Origin of the sequence: Candidatus Tisiphia endosymbiont of Micropterix aruncella (assembly GCF_965178575.1) — a bacterium.
In the GTDB taxonomy this organism is placed as follows: Bacteria; Pseudomonadota; Alphaproteobacteria; order Rickettsiales; family Rickettsiaceae; genus Tisiphia.
Genome location: NZ_OZ238268.1, coordinates 1322857 through 1336621 on the forward strand (window position 1 = coordinate 1322857; position 13765 = coordinate 1336621).

A 13765-nucleotide genomic window follows, 5' to 3' on the forward strand; every position below is an offset into this window, starting at 1 on the left:
TTATATATTTATTCACCTAAAATTATCCCCCCTACCATAACTTCATTAAAAATTTCATTCCAACGTATTTTATGCTCGTATTTAATAGCTCTATCAACCTCTACTAACGAAACATATTTGTCTACAAAATTTGATGTATCTTGTAATAAACGTAAATAATATTTTATTGTGTCAATAATACCATTAACGATAACCTGACAGCCATGTAAGATTTTAATTTTTTGAATTATGTCATTAATAGCATCAAATTCTGATGCGGTTAACTTTAAATTTGATAAAATGTAATATCTTTGAATTTTAGTAATCCGAAATTTGTCAAATGCAATTTGCACGGTCTCTTTAGTGATTAGCCTATTCCACTTAACCTCTATACCTTCAAGAACTTGATTGTTTTTATCAAATACTTCAATATCCCCTACAGCACCACTTCGTAGATCAGATGATGTATGACTTTCAAGTTGAGCCAATTTACATGAATTAAATCTTTTAACCTCATCAATAAAACATTTATATATTGCATAAATTGCTAATACTGGCAACCTACTTGCTCCAAAACCATCTTTGTATTTATACGAAAAATGCTTTTCAAGAATATAAATTGCATTAGCAATCGTTATCTCCGTTGGACGAACTAGATTAACCCGCTTCTTTTCCCTTTGAATTAAAAGTTGCTTAAAAATATACTTAAGAGTTACTCCTGCTGAATATTTATTAACTTCTAATTCATTAAGAATTAATAAAAAGGCTTCGGCGACTTCTTTTGGTGATATTCTTCCCTTGTAGTCTAATATATATGGATAAGGTTGCTCAAGAGAACGAGTTAGCCAACCACTTTCAGACATTGATGGAAATTCATATTTTCTTAAAAATGGAGTAACATATTTTGTATCAAAGCTTCTACCAGAATATCCATTTTGCATACTTGATTGATGGTATCTAACATCCTGAGAAGGATGAAAATACTTGTATACTACACTTGTAATTAGAACTGTTAGCACCCCCTTACTACGCTCTGAATTATCTAATATAATATCCAATCTACTTTTAATACTATCTTCTATAAAGAAATCAGACTCAACTGAAACTTTTTCCAAGATAGCAGCTAATTCTTTTCCATATTCCATAATAAACTCAATAAATCACAGTAATTGTTTAACTATAGCTTTTCCTATAATTCTTACCTTTGGAATACATACAGAATTTCCAACTTGTTTATATAACTCAGATATTGGAGATTTTAGTTTATAGTCCTCAGGAAATCCCATAATTTTAAAACACTCATTTATTGTTAGTTTTCTTACACGTCCATTATCGAGTAATATCCAATAACGCCCCGAAGTTTCTTGCGATGATAACGTTGGGTGCGTACCTTCAATTGAATATATTCTGTTTGGTTGTTTGTGAACTCTAGATAAATGCTCAGTTCCCTCCCTAACTCCTTTAATTCTTATCTTTTTATTCCTATATCCACAAAATATTAAACCACTTTGTTGTCTAGTTGGATTCTCTATAATTTTATATTCATCTGATTCTAGAAATTCAAAATCCCCTTCTTGATCCAAAATATCATGAATTTTTATACTTTTTTGTTTTTGAAGCTTAGAAAAATTAAACTTACCGTTTAAACTTGCAATAATAATTAATCTTTCTCTATTTTGCGGGACTCCAAAATTTTTTGCATTTAGTATATTGTAAGAAATGTTATAGCCTATCTTATTAAGGTTTGATATGATATGTTGCAATGTTTCACCATTGTTATGATGTAATAAATGCTTCACATTCTCTAGCATTACAACTTTAGGCTTTAAATGACTTACGATATTAAATATTGATTCAATTACACTTGCACGTTCATCTTTTAATCCCATTTTTTTACCTGAAATACTAAAGGGTTGACAAGGAAATCCTGCACATAAAACATCACACTCCGGTATATCATTTGGATCTATTGTTTTGATATCTCCAGCTGGAATTTCTCCAAAATTTTCTTGATACATTTTTTGGCAATGTTCATTTATTTCGCATGAAAAAAGACACTTTCCACCTATTGACTGCAACGCAATCCTAAACCCTCCAATCCCAGCAAATAAATCAATGAAAGAAAATTTGTACATTTGTAAATCAGTTTTTATAAACTTTATATTAAACAACTTAACCACAGCCTCAATATATAATTTTTATATTCTATCGTCTATCAACTCTTGAAATCATAGCAGTATATTTATTTTTCCATATTAACTTCATCACTTATCCCCCTCCTCTAATTCCTTATTATATAATTTATAATATTCCGCTTTATTGTCCATAAGTTGTGAGTGAGTTCCTTGTTCAAATATCATGCCAGATTTCATAACAACTATATGATCAACATCCTTAATGCTCGATAAACGATGTGTTATAATTAGGGTGGTTTTATTCTCACGAATATTTACTAAAGAATTTAGAATTAATCGCTCAGAATTTTGGTCTAACGAGCTTGTTGCTTCATCCCAAACTAAAATTGCCGCTGATTTCAAAAAAGCTCTAGCTATAGCTAAACGCTGACGTTGTCCACCTGAAAGTGTTGAACCTTGATTACCAATTATCGTGTCGTACTCTGCTGGAAGGTGTGAAATAAATTCATGAGCATCAGCATATTTTGCCGCTATAATAATCTGATCACGAGTTGCATTTGGATTGCCATAAGCAATATTTTCTGCAACACTAGTGTCAAATAATGTAGTATCTTGCGTCACTAAAGAGATTTGCTGCCTTAAAGAGTCAATCCTTATATCTTTAATATCGTAATCATCAATTAAAATTTGCCCACTAGTTGGGTTATAAAATCTTACTAATAAATTAGATAACGAAGTTTTGCCGCTACCAGAACGCCCTACAATAGCTGTAGTTTTTCCTTGCATTAATTTTAAATTAATTTTCTTTAAAGCTACTTTATCATTAAATTTTAGTTCAACATTATTAAAAACTATTGATGGATTAACTAACTGAACATTTTGAGCATTTACACTATCTTTAATAATAGGCTCAGTATCTAGAATATTAAAGACTCTTCTTGTTGCAGCAATACCCTCTTGTAGGTTGATATTTAAAGACACCAAACTCTTAAAAGGCCTATAAGCCGTAAGAAAGGCAGCAATAAAAGCAAAAAATGCTCCTGGTGTAGTTTCTCCTTCTATGATTAATAATCCACCATACCAAATAAGCCCCCCAACTGTCATACCACTTAATACTTCCATGATTGGTGAGACCAATGCATCCAGTTTTGCAGTTTTCTTTAGAAAACGTAAAATATTACTAGAGAGCAATAAAGCTCGATTGCTTTCAATTTTCTCTCCTAAGAAAGACTTAACAATTTTAATTGACTGAAAAGTTTCATCTAACCTAGAAGTATAATTAGCTAATTCTTCTTGAGCTTGACCTGATATTCTACGAATTTTTTTCCCTAATTTCTGTATTGGATAAATTGCTAGGGGAAATGCTAGAAATACAATACAAGACAACCTAGGTTCTAACTTAAACATCACTATGATAAGGCCTACTACTGTCAAAAAATGTTTGGCACAACCTACCAATAAATTCGATACAGCACCACGCATCATGGAAATATCGTTAGTAAAACGTGATATTAAACGTCCCGATGATTGAGATTGAATAAATAGAATATCGGCAAATAATAGATGTTCATACATTTTAATTTGTAAATCAGTTAGAATTCTCTGACCAACAAATTTAATTAAATAACTTGAATAATATTCAGCAATACCTTTAATAGCGAATGTGATCACTACCATTAACGGCAGAAATAATAACATTTGACGATTGCCTGTTAAAAATATTTGGTCAATGGTTGGTTGGACTAATTCAACAATATAAGCATTACACCAAGCGTTAACTACCATAAACAATAAGGCTACCCCGATCTGCTTTAGATAGGGTTTTATATGATCAACTATTAACCTTCTTAAAGTATTATAGGCACTATAGTCATAATTTATTAGATTATGTTTTTTTTGCAAAATTCTCTCCTTCAGTTTGGTAATTTGTTATAACGTTTGTACTATACAGATAAATTACTGTACTGAACAATATTAATAACAATAGCAGAAAAAATCCTAGCACTAAGAATATTGAATTAAAATATTGCCACAATAACATACAAAAAAATGGTGTTGTTGACGAAACTATCATGCCACCAAGTGAATGCGATAGGCTACACATTCTAGCCCTAATATTAGTAATGAATAGAGATTGGACAATAACTTGTAATGGTACTACATAAAATGGAGCGAGTGCTATAAGAATGATAGGGAAGTAAATCACAAAGATTTCTTTATATAATAGAAACTGTACAATAATTATAACTAACAAACTTAATGATAACGATGTAATAATTTGTTTTTTAGGATAAATCCTATCGGATAAAAAACCAGAAAACACTGACATAATAGCGTAAATGGTTATTAAGACTATATTGATAATTTGAGCTTGATTGCTATTCATAAGCAACGCACTTTTTGCTGCAAAGACTCCCCAAAAAATAATTAAAAAATGGTAAATACCTCCTATGCAACCACTTATTAATATTGCTATGATAAATCTGCCAAATGAATTTTTTATAATCTTTCCTAAATCAAAAAAGTTATAATCTATAGATTTATGATCCTTTTTAGACTTTAAAAACTCCTCACTTTCACGAAAATAGTGCCTTAGACTTATGATAAATAAACCAAAGATTCCACCAATAATAAAATTTGCCCGCCATAAATGAGACATTTGTTCAAACTTTGTCGAAAAATGATAAATTGCTGCAGCAAGCAATGCCCCAACCTGAGTACAAAATGACACGATACCATAAGTATAATTTTTATGCCTACTTCCCACCTTTTCTACAACATAAATTTTTATTGCATCACCCTCCCCTGCCAAACTCATTAAAAATGTCATACGACAAAATATTAAAATTATTGTAGCATACATACCAATTTTATCAAAATTAGGGGTTAATCCTATAAGAATTGTAGAGATAGTAGCCAAAAATACTGAAATTTTAACTGATACAACTCTACCATATTTATCACTGATAAAACCAAAAATGATCGAGCCTATGGGACGAGCTATTACAGCTATGCTGAATATAGCAAAAAATAATAATATCTGCCTATCATTTGATCCTAGAGGTAAGAAATTCTTGGATAGAACTGCTGCCGAGAGACCAAAAAGAGCATAGTCATAATAACGCACAATTGTTGTAAAAAAAGCAATTAGGAATGCCGGTCTTGTCATACATCTAGACCTATTATTTTTGTCATGGTATAATTTTTATGGATATTCAAAGACTATACTGATTTTTCTTCGAAATACAATCAACAGCCATTGAAGAGTGCAAGGTATACTCAGCTACTTTAAACCATATTCTGCTATTATTATATTAATTACAAGAGTTTTTATCGTCTTAAAGTTAAGTAAATGGTACTTATTTTTTAGGAATCACTCTTAAAAGGCATAATTTTCTAATTATTTTCTGCTACTCAGAAAAAACTTGATCATCGAGTGTAAAATTATATAATAAGCAAAATGTGGATATTGAGTTTTTTCTAGAACAATGTGAAAGGTGACACAAAGATAATCCTAGCAATATCCAATTAGTGGAGATAGAAAAAATGTCTAAGCAAATTAACACTTTACAGGAGGCACTTACCCATTATCAACAAACTTGCGGTACATTCAATGTGACTCTTGGTGAAGAGGATGAAAATGGCGTATTAAAAAGTTATATATATACAGAGAGATTTCGTGCTGAGTCTTTATATACCACAGAAAATGATTTTGCAAATTTCCCGGATAAAATTAAACAATTATTTAATTTTATGTCTGCAGATCCTGTTATAATGGAACGTTCTGCAACAGGAGAAGTAAGCGTAGAAGAATTTGTAGAAAGAGTTCATGAGCAAAGCTTTTTGTGGAACAATGGTTATTCATTTGCCACTTTTATAATTACAGATGAATCTAACGATGCAGTTGTTGGATCTGAAGTGATAAGTGATGGCAGTAAAGATCATGCAGGGGAAATTGCTTATTCGTTTAATCAAGAATATCGCAGGAGTAATACAAAAAAATATGTAGGATATGAGAATGTTGGTGCGTTAATTTTGGGATATGGTCAAGAGTTAGCAAAAAAACAAGCTTACGTAAATAAAACTTATGATGAACAATTAAAAAAATTTGTTGGAGGTGAAATTTTTACTACAGTTGAGGCCACAACGTCAATAACTAATATCGCTTCTAAAACAATACTAGAACGTTTAGCTTTTAAACCATTTGGTGAGCATAAAGACGAGGTATGTAAATTTGAATTACACTACACTAGTGAAATGGACGCACCTTTAACTGGTAATACAGAGGTAGTTTTGGAATGGCAGCAATGACATACGACGAGTAGGTATTTATCCCATAACTGTTGAAATTATGCATAATTTTTGGTTACAATGTATTATATTTTTTCACTTTCAACAGTTATGGAAGCAATCCAAGAAAGTGATTTTTGCTTAGTTGTGTTTACGCACTCCTTGCTAATAGACGAAGTAATGATAGTCGGGTATACTCTTCTACTTTGAAGAATTGTTTTTTGAAAATATCATGGATTCGCATGCTCACGTACTATATGTACGCTCCGCTTGCTCACCATTCATTTTCAAATCCAATTCTTCAAATCATTTGAGTATATAGTCAATTGATGAGAATTTGGTGATGTCGTCGCTCGCCTATTATCTATAGGCTTCACTCCATCGTTCCTGCTATCCAATTCTCCTGAATTGACTATAGTTATAGCTTTCATGTTAATTTTCTATTCTTGAGTATATACATTAATGCAAAAAAAGAAAATGTTAGTTATATGTGGACCTACCGCTAGCGGCAAGTCTTATTTGGCACATTATTTAGCTAAAATATATAATGCTGAGATAGTTAACTGTGATTCTATGCAGATATATAGGCAGATTCCTATTATTACTGCCTCGCCATCACAAACATACCGCAATGAGATTCCGTATCATCTTTATAATTTTTTATCTATAGATCAAGAATTTTCAGTAATACAATATATAAATTATGCTCTTGAAAAAATTACAAACATTCGTAGTAGAGGCAAGCTACCAATAATTGTTGGCGGTACTGGGTTATATATTAATTCATTACTTTTTGGTTATAATGAAATACCATCAATATCTCCTAAAATTAGGCAATATGTTAGAGAGCTACACTCTAAGATTGGTTCGACCCAGTTTTTTAATAAACTAAAAGAGCTAGATAGACTGGCTAGCCAAAAGTTACACGAATACGACACTCAAAGGGTTATAAGAGCCTATGAAGTATTTATGGAAACCGGACAATCTATATTTGCTTTCCAAAGCTTACAAAATAAATCTATTCTTCCAGCATTTGATTTTAAGGTAATTTTTCTACATCCAAAGAGAGAATTTCTTTATCAAACATGTAATACTAGGTTAGAAAAATTATTTAATGAAGGAGCAATTGAAGAAGTAGCTCAAATTAAAAAAGATTTTCCTGATATATATTCTTCTGCAATAAAAACCATTGGTCTACGGGAAATATTATGCTATTTAGATAATGAAATTACTTTGCAAAATGCCATAAATTTAGCACAAATTAAAACTAGGCAATATGCAAAAAGGCAAATTACTTGGTTCAAAAACCAAATAAAAGACAAGATAACTCTAGAATATTCTAATAATCAGCAATTTGAAGAGTTGATTATTGATTTGGAGATATTATAAATTTTAACCTAAGTTTGATATAATACCATTTCCCATTATTAACTACGATAATACTACAGTTGTAGTTACTACCTAGAGCTGTCATTCTTAGCAACGGCGGGAATCTAAAAAAATAGCCTAAAAGACTATTAAACATTATTAGATACCAGCTTTCGCTGGGATGACATCGTTTTGACATTAGTACTACAACTGTAGTGCTAAATAGCGTAGTTAATAATGGGAAATGGTATAAGACAGCTGTTTAATAGTCTTAATTTCCTTATGTTATTGTTACTGCATTATGACACATATAACAACTATTGATTATAATCTTAAATTATTTTGTAATTTAAGATTAAACTGTTGTTGATTATTTAAATATTTGGTATATAGTTGATCTAGGATAAAAAAATAGCTTTATGAAAACTACCTTACCTGACCGCTCACTAGTGATTAAAGAAAAGCTAGATAATATTGTTAAAGAAATCCTACATGTAGGCAAATCAAAAATAGCGATGATTATCTTATTTGGCTCTTATGCTAGAGGAGATTGGGTAGAGGATATAGAGAAGGTAGGGGATATTAGTTATTATAAGTATCAAAGTGATTTTGATCTTTTGTTGATTTTAAAGAACGGAGAATATGCTGGCTATCCAGCTATAAACCTACAACATAAGATAGAGAACAGGCTAGGTAAAAAATTCTCATTAGATGAAAAACCACCAATTACTCTGATACTTGAACCTATTAAGCTGGTAAATAGGCAACTAGAAAAAGGGCAGTATTTCTTTAGTGATATCAAGAAAGAGGGAATTCTTTTATATGATAGTGGTGAATTTATACTGTCTGAAGCTAAGGAACTATCATGGCAGGAACGTAAACCAATAGCTGAAAAAAATTATAAATATTGGTTTAAAAAAGCTAAGGATTTTCTATTGCTTACTCATTTATGTTTGGATATAGAACAATTGAATAATGCAGCCTTTGTGCTTCACCAAGCTACCGAGAGCTTTTATAATGCTATCTTGTTAGTTTTTACTGGTTACAAGGCTAAGTCACATGATATACTGGGACTTGGCGATAGGGCTAGAAGTCATCATTACGATCTCTATAAGATATTTCCACATGAGACTCCTGAGCAAGAAGAGTGCTTTACGTTACTGCGAAATGCTTATGTTGACGCAAGGTATGATCAAGATTATACAATTAGTAAAGAACAATTACTTTACCTTATTAACCGGGTAGAGGAATTAAAGATAGTGACTGAAAATATCTGCCTAGAAAGGATTAATAAAATAGAAGTATGATAAGCCAACTAAAATTAATAAAGGAGCGGAGATGCCTAACAAATCTAGTGAAGCAACACTTTTAGATGATTCATTACCAAATTATGTAACTGCATGTGTATCTAATCTAGAAGCGACTGCAAAAACATCAATAAGAATAGCTGCAAGTCATGTTAAATTTCCTTTATCTAAGGAAGATAATAAGGATATAGCAATACTTATAAGCAAATTTGATAATGAAAAAAATTGTGCTGGTCTAGCAGCTCCGCAAATAGGAATTTCTAAACGAGTTATTGTATTTGCAGTACCTAGTAGCCCTTTGTTAAAAAAACGGCATCCAGATTTAACTGAAACTATGCCTAAAACTCTGTGGATTAACCCATCTTATAAACCAATTGGCACGGAGATGCATGAAGATTATGAGAGATGCTTTTCCGTAAAAGATGTAGCTGCTCTAGTTAAGCGTTATAAGAAAATAAGTTACACAGCCTTCAACCAGGAAGGTAACATAGTAGAAGGACAAGCAGAGGGATTTGCAGCTAGGGTTATCCAGCATGAAATAGATCATCTTGATGGTAAATTATTTATAGATCTTGTACCAAAAGATAAGCTTATGAGTATAAAAGAATATAGAGAAAAACGAGCCGAAGAAATGAAGTCAGAAGATATAATCAAAAATTAAATTCTAATATGCGTATACCATCAATATTTAAGAAAATATTACTAATTATTCGCCAAAGTAGTCGTATAATTGTTAAATTAGTAATTATAGATCAATTAGTAAAATGGTATTTTATAAGTTATCTAAGAGGTAAAGTTGGTCTAACACTAGAAGTAACCAGCTTTTTAGATATGGTTTATATTTGGAATTATGGAATTAGTTTTGGGATACTTCGAAATTATTATCAGTATAGTAATATGCTTTTTATAGTCGTTAACTCTGCCCTTATAGCATATTTGTGGTATATCTTATTAAAATGTAAGACGATGCCAAGCTTTGTTGGTTGTAGTTTTGTCATTGGTGGTGCTATTGGTAATTTGATCGACCGTTTTGTTCATGGGGCGGTATTTGATTTTATTTATTTTCACTATAAAGATTTTGGTTTTCCGGTATTTAATCTAGCAGATAGTTTCATTTCATTAGGTACAATATTCTTATTGCATGATTATTATAAGACCAAGAAAATTGTTGAACAACAACAAGATGTTGAATATAATCACGCTCGATTGCAAACTGAAGCGGATAGGATTCGTGAACTTGATTTTAAGAAAAATATAAATTTATAAAGAGGATTGATATGTACTCAAATGATTTGAAGCATGGGGGAAACAAACAAGGGGTGAGTGAACTAGGCATACATGAAGTACGTGAGTACACGAATTCCTCGATAGTATTTGCAGAAACCAATTCTTTAAAGCAGAAGAGTATGCGTATAATTTTTTTGTTATTTACTACCTTAGTAACACTGTCTGCCTGCAATAAAAAAGTAAAAGAAACAATGGGTATAGTGACACCTGGTCCTGATGAGTATAGGGTACAACGCAATAAAACCTTAGAAGTCCCCCCTCACTATGACTTGCCTTCTATTGAAAAAAAAGATACAAAGAACCACAAAGTTCATTCTCCCAAAAATCTCAATGATGGAGAGCAAGCTTTAATAGAGGACATGGAAAAATAATGCTATTATTTTAATATTATATAATTTTTTCACTTAGTGGACAAAAATTTTGGTATATACTCGATTAAAATCAACAATTGCCGGGGTCTAAAACAAGGTGGGTGATAATAATAAAAGTGTTGTGTTAAATTTTGGTCCACAACATCCAGCTACCCATGGGGTATTAAGATTAATTTTAGAAATGGATGGTGAGGTTATCAATAAAGCAGACCCGCATATTGGATTGCTGCATCGTGGTACTGAAAAATTAATTGAGCATAAAACATACCTACAAGCTATACCATATTTTGATCGGTTAGATTACGTATCGCCAATGTGCCAAGAACACGCTTTTGCCTTAGCAGTTGAAGGATTGCTTGGCTGCAATGTGCCAAGACGAGCGAGGTTTATTCGAGTGATGTTTTCTGAGCTTACTCGTATCCTTAATCACATACTGAATATAACAACACAAGCCCTAGATGTTGGTGCTACTACCCCTCTATTATGGTTATTTGAGGAACGCGAAAAAATTATGGAATTTTATGAGCGTGTCTCCGGCTCTAGAATGCATGCAAATTATTTTAGACCTGGTGGTGTTGCACAGGACTTACCAAATGGTATACTAGAAGATATAAATATTTTTGTTCAGCAATTCTCAAAAAAATTAGAAGACGTCGAGACTCTGTTAAATGACAATAGAATTTGGAAACAACGCTTAGTAGATATCGGAGTAGTAAGTCAAAAAGAAGCTATGGATTGGGGGTTTTCTGGTCCAATGCTTAGAGGCTCAGGCATCGCATGGGATCTTAGAAAAGCCACCCCGTATGATGTATATGATGAGCTAGATTTTGATATACCAATTGGCAAATCTGGTGATTGTTATGATAGGTATTTGGTCCGCATTGAAGAAATGTACCAATCGCTTAAAATTATACAGCAATGTCTTGAAAAAATGCCAGAGGGTGCTATTAAAACTGATGATCCTAGAATTGCACCACCCTCAAGAGAAAAAATGAAAGAATCAATGGAAGCCATGATTAATCATTTTAAACTTTACACTGAAGGATATGATGTGCCAAAAGGCGAAATATATAAATTTGTTGAAGCACCAAAAGGCGAGTTTGGTGTGTATTTATACTCTGATGGAACAAACAGACCTTATAGATGCCGGATTAAAGCCCCTGGGTTTGCTCATCTCCAAGGTCTAGATTTCATGTCAAAAGGACATTTGATGGCAGATGTGGTCACTATTATTGCCAGTCTTGATATTGTTTTTGGAGAAATTGATCGATGAATGATGAATCACTAAATTTCAGTTTTAATGATGAGAACTTAAGAAAAGCCCAAAATATCATTAAGAAATATCCTGAAAACAAACAAAAGAGTGCTATCCTGCCATTGCTTGACCTTGCACAACGCCAAATGAATGGTTGGTTACCGAGAGGCTGCATAGAGTATGTAGCAAATTTTCTAAATTTACCTTTTATCCGAGCATATGAAGTTGCAACATTTTATACCATGTTTAATCTAAAGCCAGTAGGACGATATCATATACAAATTTGTGGTACTACTCCTTGTTGGCTAAGGGGTAGTGATAAAATTGTAACTATTTGTAAAAAAAAACTTGGTATTAACTTTGGTGAACTAACAAGTGATAAAAAATTTAGCCTTACAGAAGTTGAATGTTTGGGAGCTTGTGTCAATGCACCAGTTGTACAAATTAATGATGATTTCTTTGAAGACTTAGATGAAGAAAAAATGGCTGATTTAATTGATAGCCTTACCTGACTTCTGCAGCTTTTAATATTTATTATTGGGTAGTAGCAAAATTAAAGAAGTATACTCAAATGATTTGGAGAATGGGGACAATAAACAAGGGGTAAGCGAACTAGGCGTACGTAAGGTATGTGTATAAATGAACCCTGGGTTGCAATAGTATCGCTACTGGTTTAAACTTTCACTCTTTAAAGATAATTATTTATTACAATAGAAATTAAATTGTTGACATCTAAACTACTTAGCATAGCATAAAAAATATGATATATAACTTAGAGGGGTGTATTTATGCTACGCAATGTGATTCTGAAGGAGCTAATGAAATTGGACGTTTTAGGTACATTACAGCAACTAGTAGAATCAGCCAAATTACATCTTAAACAGGGCGATAAGAATAGCTGTCTGACTGAGCTTGAAAAACTAGAAGAGTATCTAGAAAATTTTCAAGATATGAGTATGATATACTCAATGTTTGAAAAACATGTAATAGAACAAGGGCTAGAAAATGATGATATCATAGAGATCGATAAACATAAACGAGATTTATAACAGTAGATAGATCTATAATTAGCTAAGTATAAGCTCCTTTTAATATAAGAAAAATGCACTCTTGAAGCGGCTGACACGAGTACATTTTAACTTTTTTCATCATTCAACAGGTGATTTTAATTATTAACATCACCTATTGAATGGAATATTATATTTTAACAATCAGGTGTAGGCGAGCATCAAACCTGATTGTTTCTACTTAACCCCTGAATTCAATGGTAAGTATACTCGAAGATTTGAAGAATAGGAACAACAAACAATGGGTGAGCGAACTAGGTGTAGATAATGTGTATACGAATTCCCATAGTACCTTTTCTATAATCGTCATCGCGAGGCATCTTTAGATGCCGTGGCGATCTAGGTAAACAGCGAAGCTGTTTTTTTCTAGTACGCTTCGCGTATCCTGGATTGCCGAGTCGCCGCTTTCAGCGACTCCTCGCTAATAGACGATCAGCAGCCATTTTAATAGTGGTTATATAAAAAATGTAGGGTACTATGACGAATTCCTCGCAGTTTTGCGAAGCCAATTCTTTAAATCATTCGATCCGCATAACAACAATGTTAGTATTTTGACTGCTAGTAATTAAAATTTTTAATAATTCACTAACATACGATGCACTTTTGACAGTTAATATCTCTTTGATCTAGGCTACCCCAATTTGGGATAAGAATTGACAAATTCTTATCCCGAATTCGCGTTAAGCTGGCATTTTAGCAATATCTC

Annotated in this window: 14 protein-coding genes; 9 read left to right on the plus strand and 5 right to left on the minus strand. The window is 32.2% G+C overall.

What is annotated here, in order from left to right:
* Positions 1–8: 8 nt before the first annotated feature.
* From ACN1AG_RS06455 to ACN1AG_RS06470, 4 genes are all read right to left on the minus strand, one after another.
* A complete protein-coding gene (locus ACN1AG_RS06455) occupies positions 9–1124 on the minus strand; it encodes a hypothetical protein (protein ID WP_417904767.1) in 1116 nt (371 codons plus the stop codon).
* A gap of 15 nt (positions 1125–1139) precedes the next feature.
* Entirely contained in the window at positions 1140–2114 is a 975-nt protein-coding gene (locus ACN1AG_RS06460; protein WP_417904768.1) for a DNA cytosine methyltransferase, read from the minus strand.
* A gap of 129 nt (positions 2115–2243) precedes the next feature.
* A complete protein-coding gene (locus ACN1AG_RS06465; RefSeq protein WP_417904769.1) occupies positions 2244–4016 on the minus strand; it encodes an ABC transporter ATP-binding protein in 1773 nt (590 codons plus the stop codon).
* Positions 4000–5283, minus strand: a complete 1284-nt coding sequence (locus tag ACN1AG_RS06470) for an MFS transporter (RefSeq protein WP_417904770.1) — start codon at positions 5281–5283, stop codon at positions 4000–4002. Before ACN1AG_RS06470 ends, ACN1AG_RS06465 begins: the two co-directional genes overlap by 17 nt.
* A 377-nt stretch (positions 5284–5660) precedes the next feature.
* Here ACN1AG_RS06470 and ACN1AG_RS06475 point away from each other — a divergent pair, with 377 nt between their 5' ends.
* A complete protein-coding gene (locus ACN1AG_RS06475; protein WP_417904771.1) occupies positions 5661–6425 on the plus strand; it encodes a GNAT family N-acetyltransferase in 765 nt (254 codons plus the stop codon).
* 266 nt (positions 6426–6691) lie between these two features.
* Here ACN1AG_RS06475 and ACN1AG_RS06480 read toward each other — a convergent pair whose 3' ends face one another.
* Entirely contained in the window at positions 6692–6835 is a 144-nt protein-coding gene (locus ACN1AG_RS06480) for a hypothetical protein (protein ID WP_417904772.1), read from the minus strand.
* Positions 6836–6866: 31 nt separating this feature from the next.
* Here ACN1AG_RS06480 and miaA point away from each other — a divergent pair, with 31 nt between their 5' ends.
* The 8 genes from miaA to ACN1AG_RS06520 all read left to right on the plus strand — a co-directional run bounded on the left by miaA (position 6867) and on the right by ACN1AG_RS06520 (position 13041).
* On the plus strand, positions 6867–7793 hold the full coding sequence (miaA, locus tag ACN1AG_RS06485; RefSeq protein WP_417904773.1) for a tRNA (adenosine(37)-N6)-dimethylallyltransferase MiaA: 927 nt from the start codon (positions 6867–6869) through the stop codon (positions 7791–7793).
* A gap of 398 nt (positions 7794–8191) precedes the next feature.
* On the plus strand, positions 8192–9079 hold the full coding sequence (locus ACN1AG_RS06490) for a HEPN domain-containing protein (RefSeq protein WP_417904774.1): 888 nt from the start codon (positions 8192–8194) through the stop codon (positions 9077–9079).
* A gap of 31 nt (positions 9080–9110) precedes the next feature.
* Positions 9111–9740, plus strand: coding sequence for a peptide deformylase (locus tag ACN1AG_RS06495; RefSeq protein ID WP_417904775.1), 630 nt, complete (start codon positions 9111–9113; stop codon positions 9738–9740).
* Between the two features lie 8 nt (positions 9741–9748).
* Positions 9749–10345, plus strand: coding sequence for a signal peptidase II (gene lspA / locus ACN1AG_RS06500; protein ID WP_417904776.1), 597 nt, complete (start codon positions 9749–9751; stop codon positions 10343–10345).
* Positions 10346–10356: 11 nt separating this feature from the next.
* Entirely contained in the window at positions 10357–10737 is a 381-nt protein-coding gene (locus ACN1AG_RS06505) for a hypothetical protein (protein WP_417904777.1), read from the plus strand.
* A 97-nt stretch (positions 10738–10834) separates the two neighbouring features.
* Positions 10835–12010: an NADH dehydrogenase (quinone) subunit D gene (gene nuoD / locus ACN1AG_RS06510; protein WP_417904778.1), complete on the plus strand. Its 1176-nt coding sequence runs from the start codon at positions 10835–10837 to the stop codon at positions 12008–12010.
* A complete protein-coding gene (gene nuoE, locus ACN1AG_RS06515; protein WP_417904779.1) occupies positions 12007–12504 on the plus strand; it encodes an NADH-quinone oxidoreductase subunit NuoE in 498 nt (165 codons plus the stop codon). The genes nuoD and nuoE overlap by 4 nt, the downstream gene beginning before the upstream one ends.
* Before the next feature lie 276 nt (positions 12505–12780).
* Entirely contained in the window at positions 12781–13041 is a 261-nt protein-coding gene (locus ACN1AG_RS06520) for a hypothetical protein (protein ID WP_417904780.1), read from the plus strand.
* The last annotated feature ends 724 nt before the right edge of the window (positions 13042–13765 follow it).

Coding starts and splice junctions, on each gene's coding strand:
- ACN1AG_RS06455 (WP_417904767.1), bottom strand. CDS start 1,124: ATGGAATATGGAAAAGAATTAGCTGCTATCTTGGAAAAAGTTTCAGTT.
- ACN1AG_RS06460 (WP_417904768.1), bottom strand. CDS start 2,114: ATGTACAAATTTTCTTTCATTGATTTATTTGCTGGGATTGGAGGGTTT.
- ACN1AG_RS06470 (WP_417904770.1), bottom strand. CDS start 5,283: ATGACAAGACCGGCATTCCTAATTGCTTTTTTTACAACAATTGTGCGT.
- ACN1AG_RS06475 (WP_417904771.1), top strand. CDS start 5,661: ATGTCTAAGCAAATTAACACTTTACAGGAGGCACTTACCCATTATCAA.
- ACN1AG_RS06480 (WP_417904772.1), bottom strand. CDS start 6,835: ATGAAAGCTATAACTATAGTCAATTCAGGAGAATTGGATAGCAGGAAC.
- miaA (WP_417904773.1), top strand. CDS start 6,867: ATGCAAAAAAAGAAAATGTTAGTTATATGTGGACCTACCGCTAGCGGC.
- ACN1AG_RS06490 (WP_417904774.1), top strand. CDS start 8,192: ATGAAAACTACCTTACCTGACCGCTCACTAGTGATTAAAGAAAAGCTA.
- ACN1AG_RS06495 (WP_417904775.1), top strand. CDS start 9,111: ATGCCTAACAAATCTAGTGAAGCAACACTTTTAGATGATTCATTACCA.
- lspA (WP_417904776.1), top strand. CDS start 9,749: ATGCGTATACCATCAATATTTAAGAAAATATTACTAATTATTCGCCAA.
- ACN1AG_RS06505 (WP_417904777.1), top strand. CDS start 10,357: ATGTACTCAAATGATTTGAAGCATGGGGGAAACAAACAAGGGGTGAGT.
- nuoE (WP_417904779.1), top strand. CDS start 12,007: ATGAATGATGAATCACTAAATTTCAGTTTTAATGATGAGAACTTAAGA.
- ACN1AG_RS06520 (WP_417904780.1), top strand. CDS start 12,781: ATGCTACGCAATGTGATTCTGAAGGAGCTAATGAAATTGGACGTTTTA.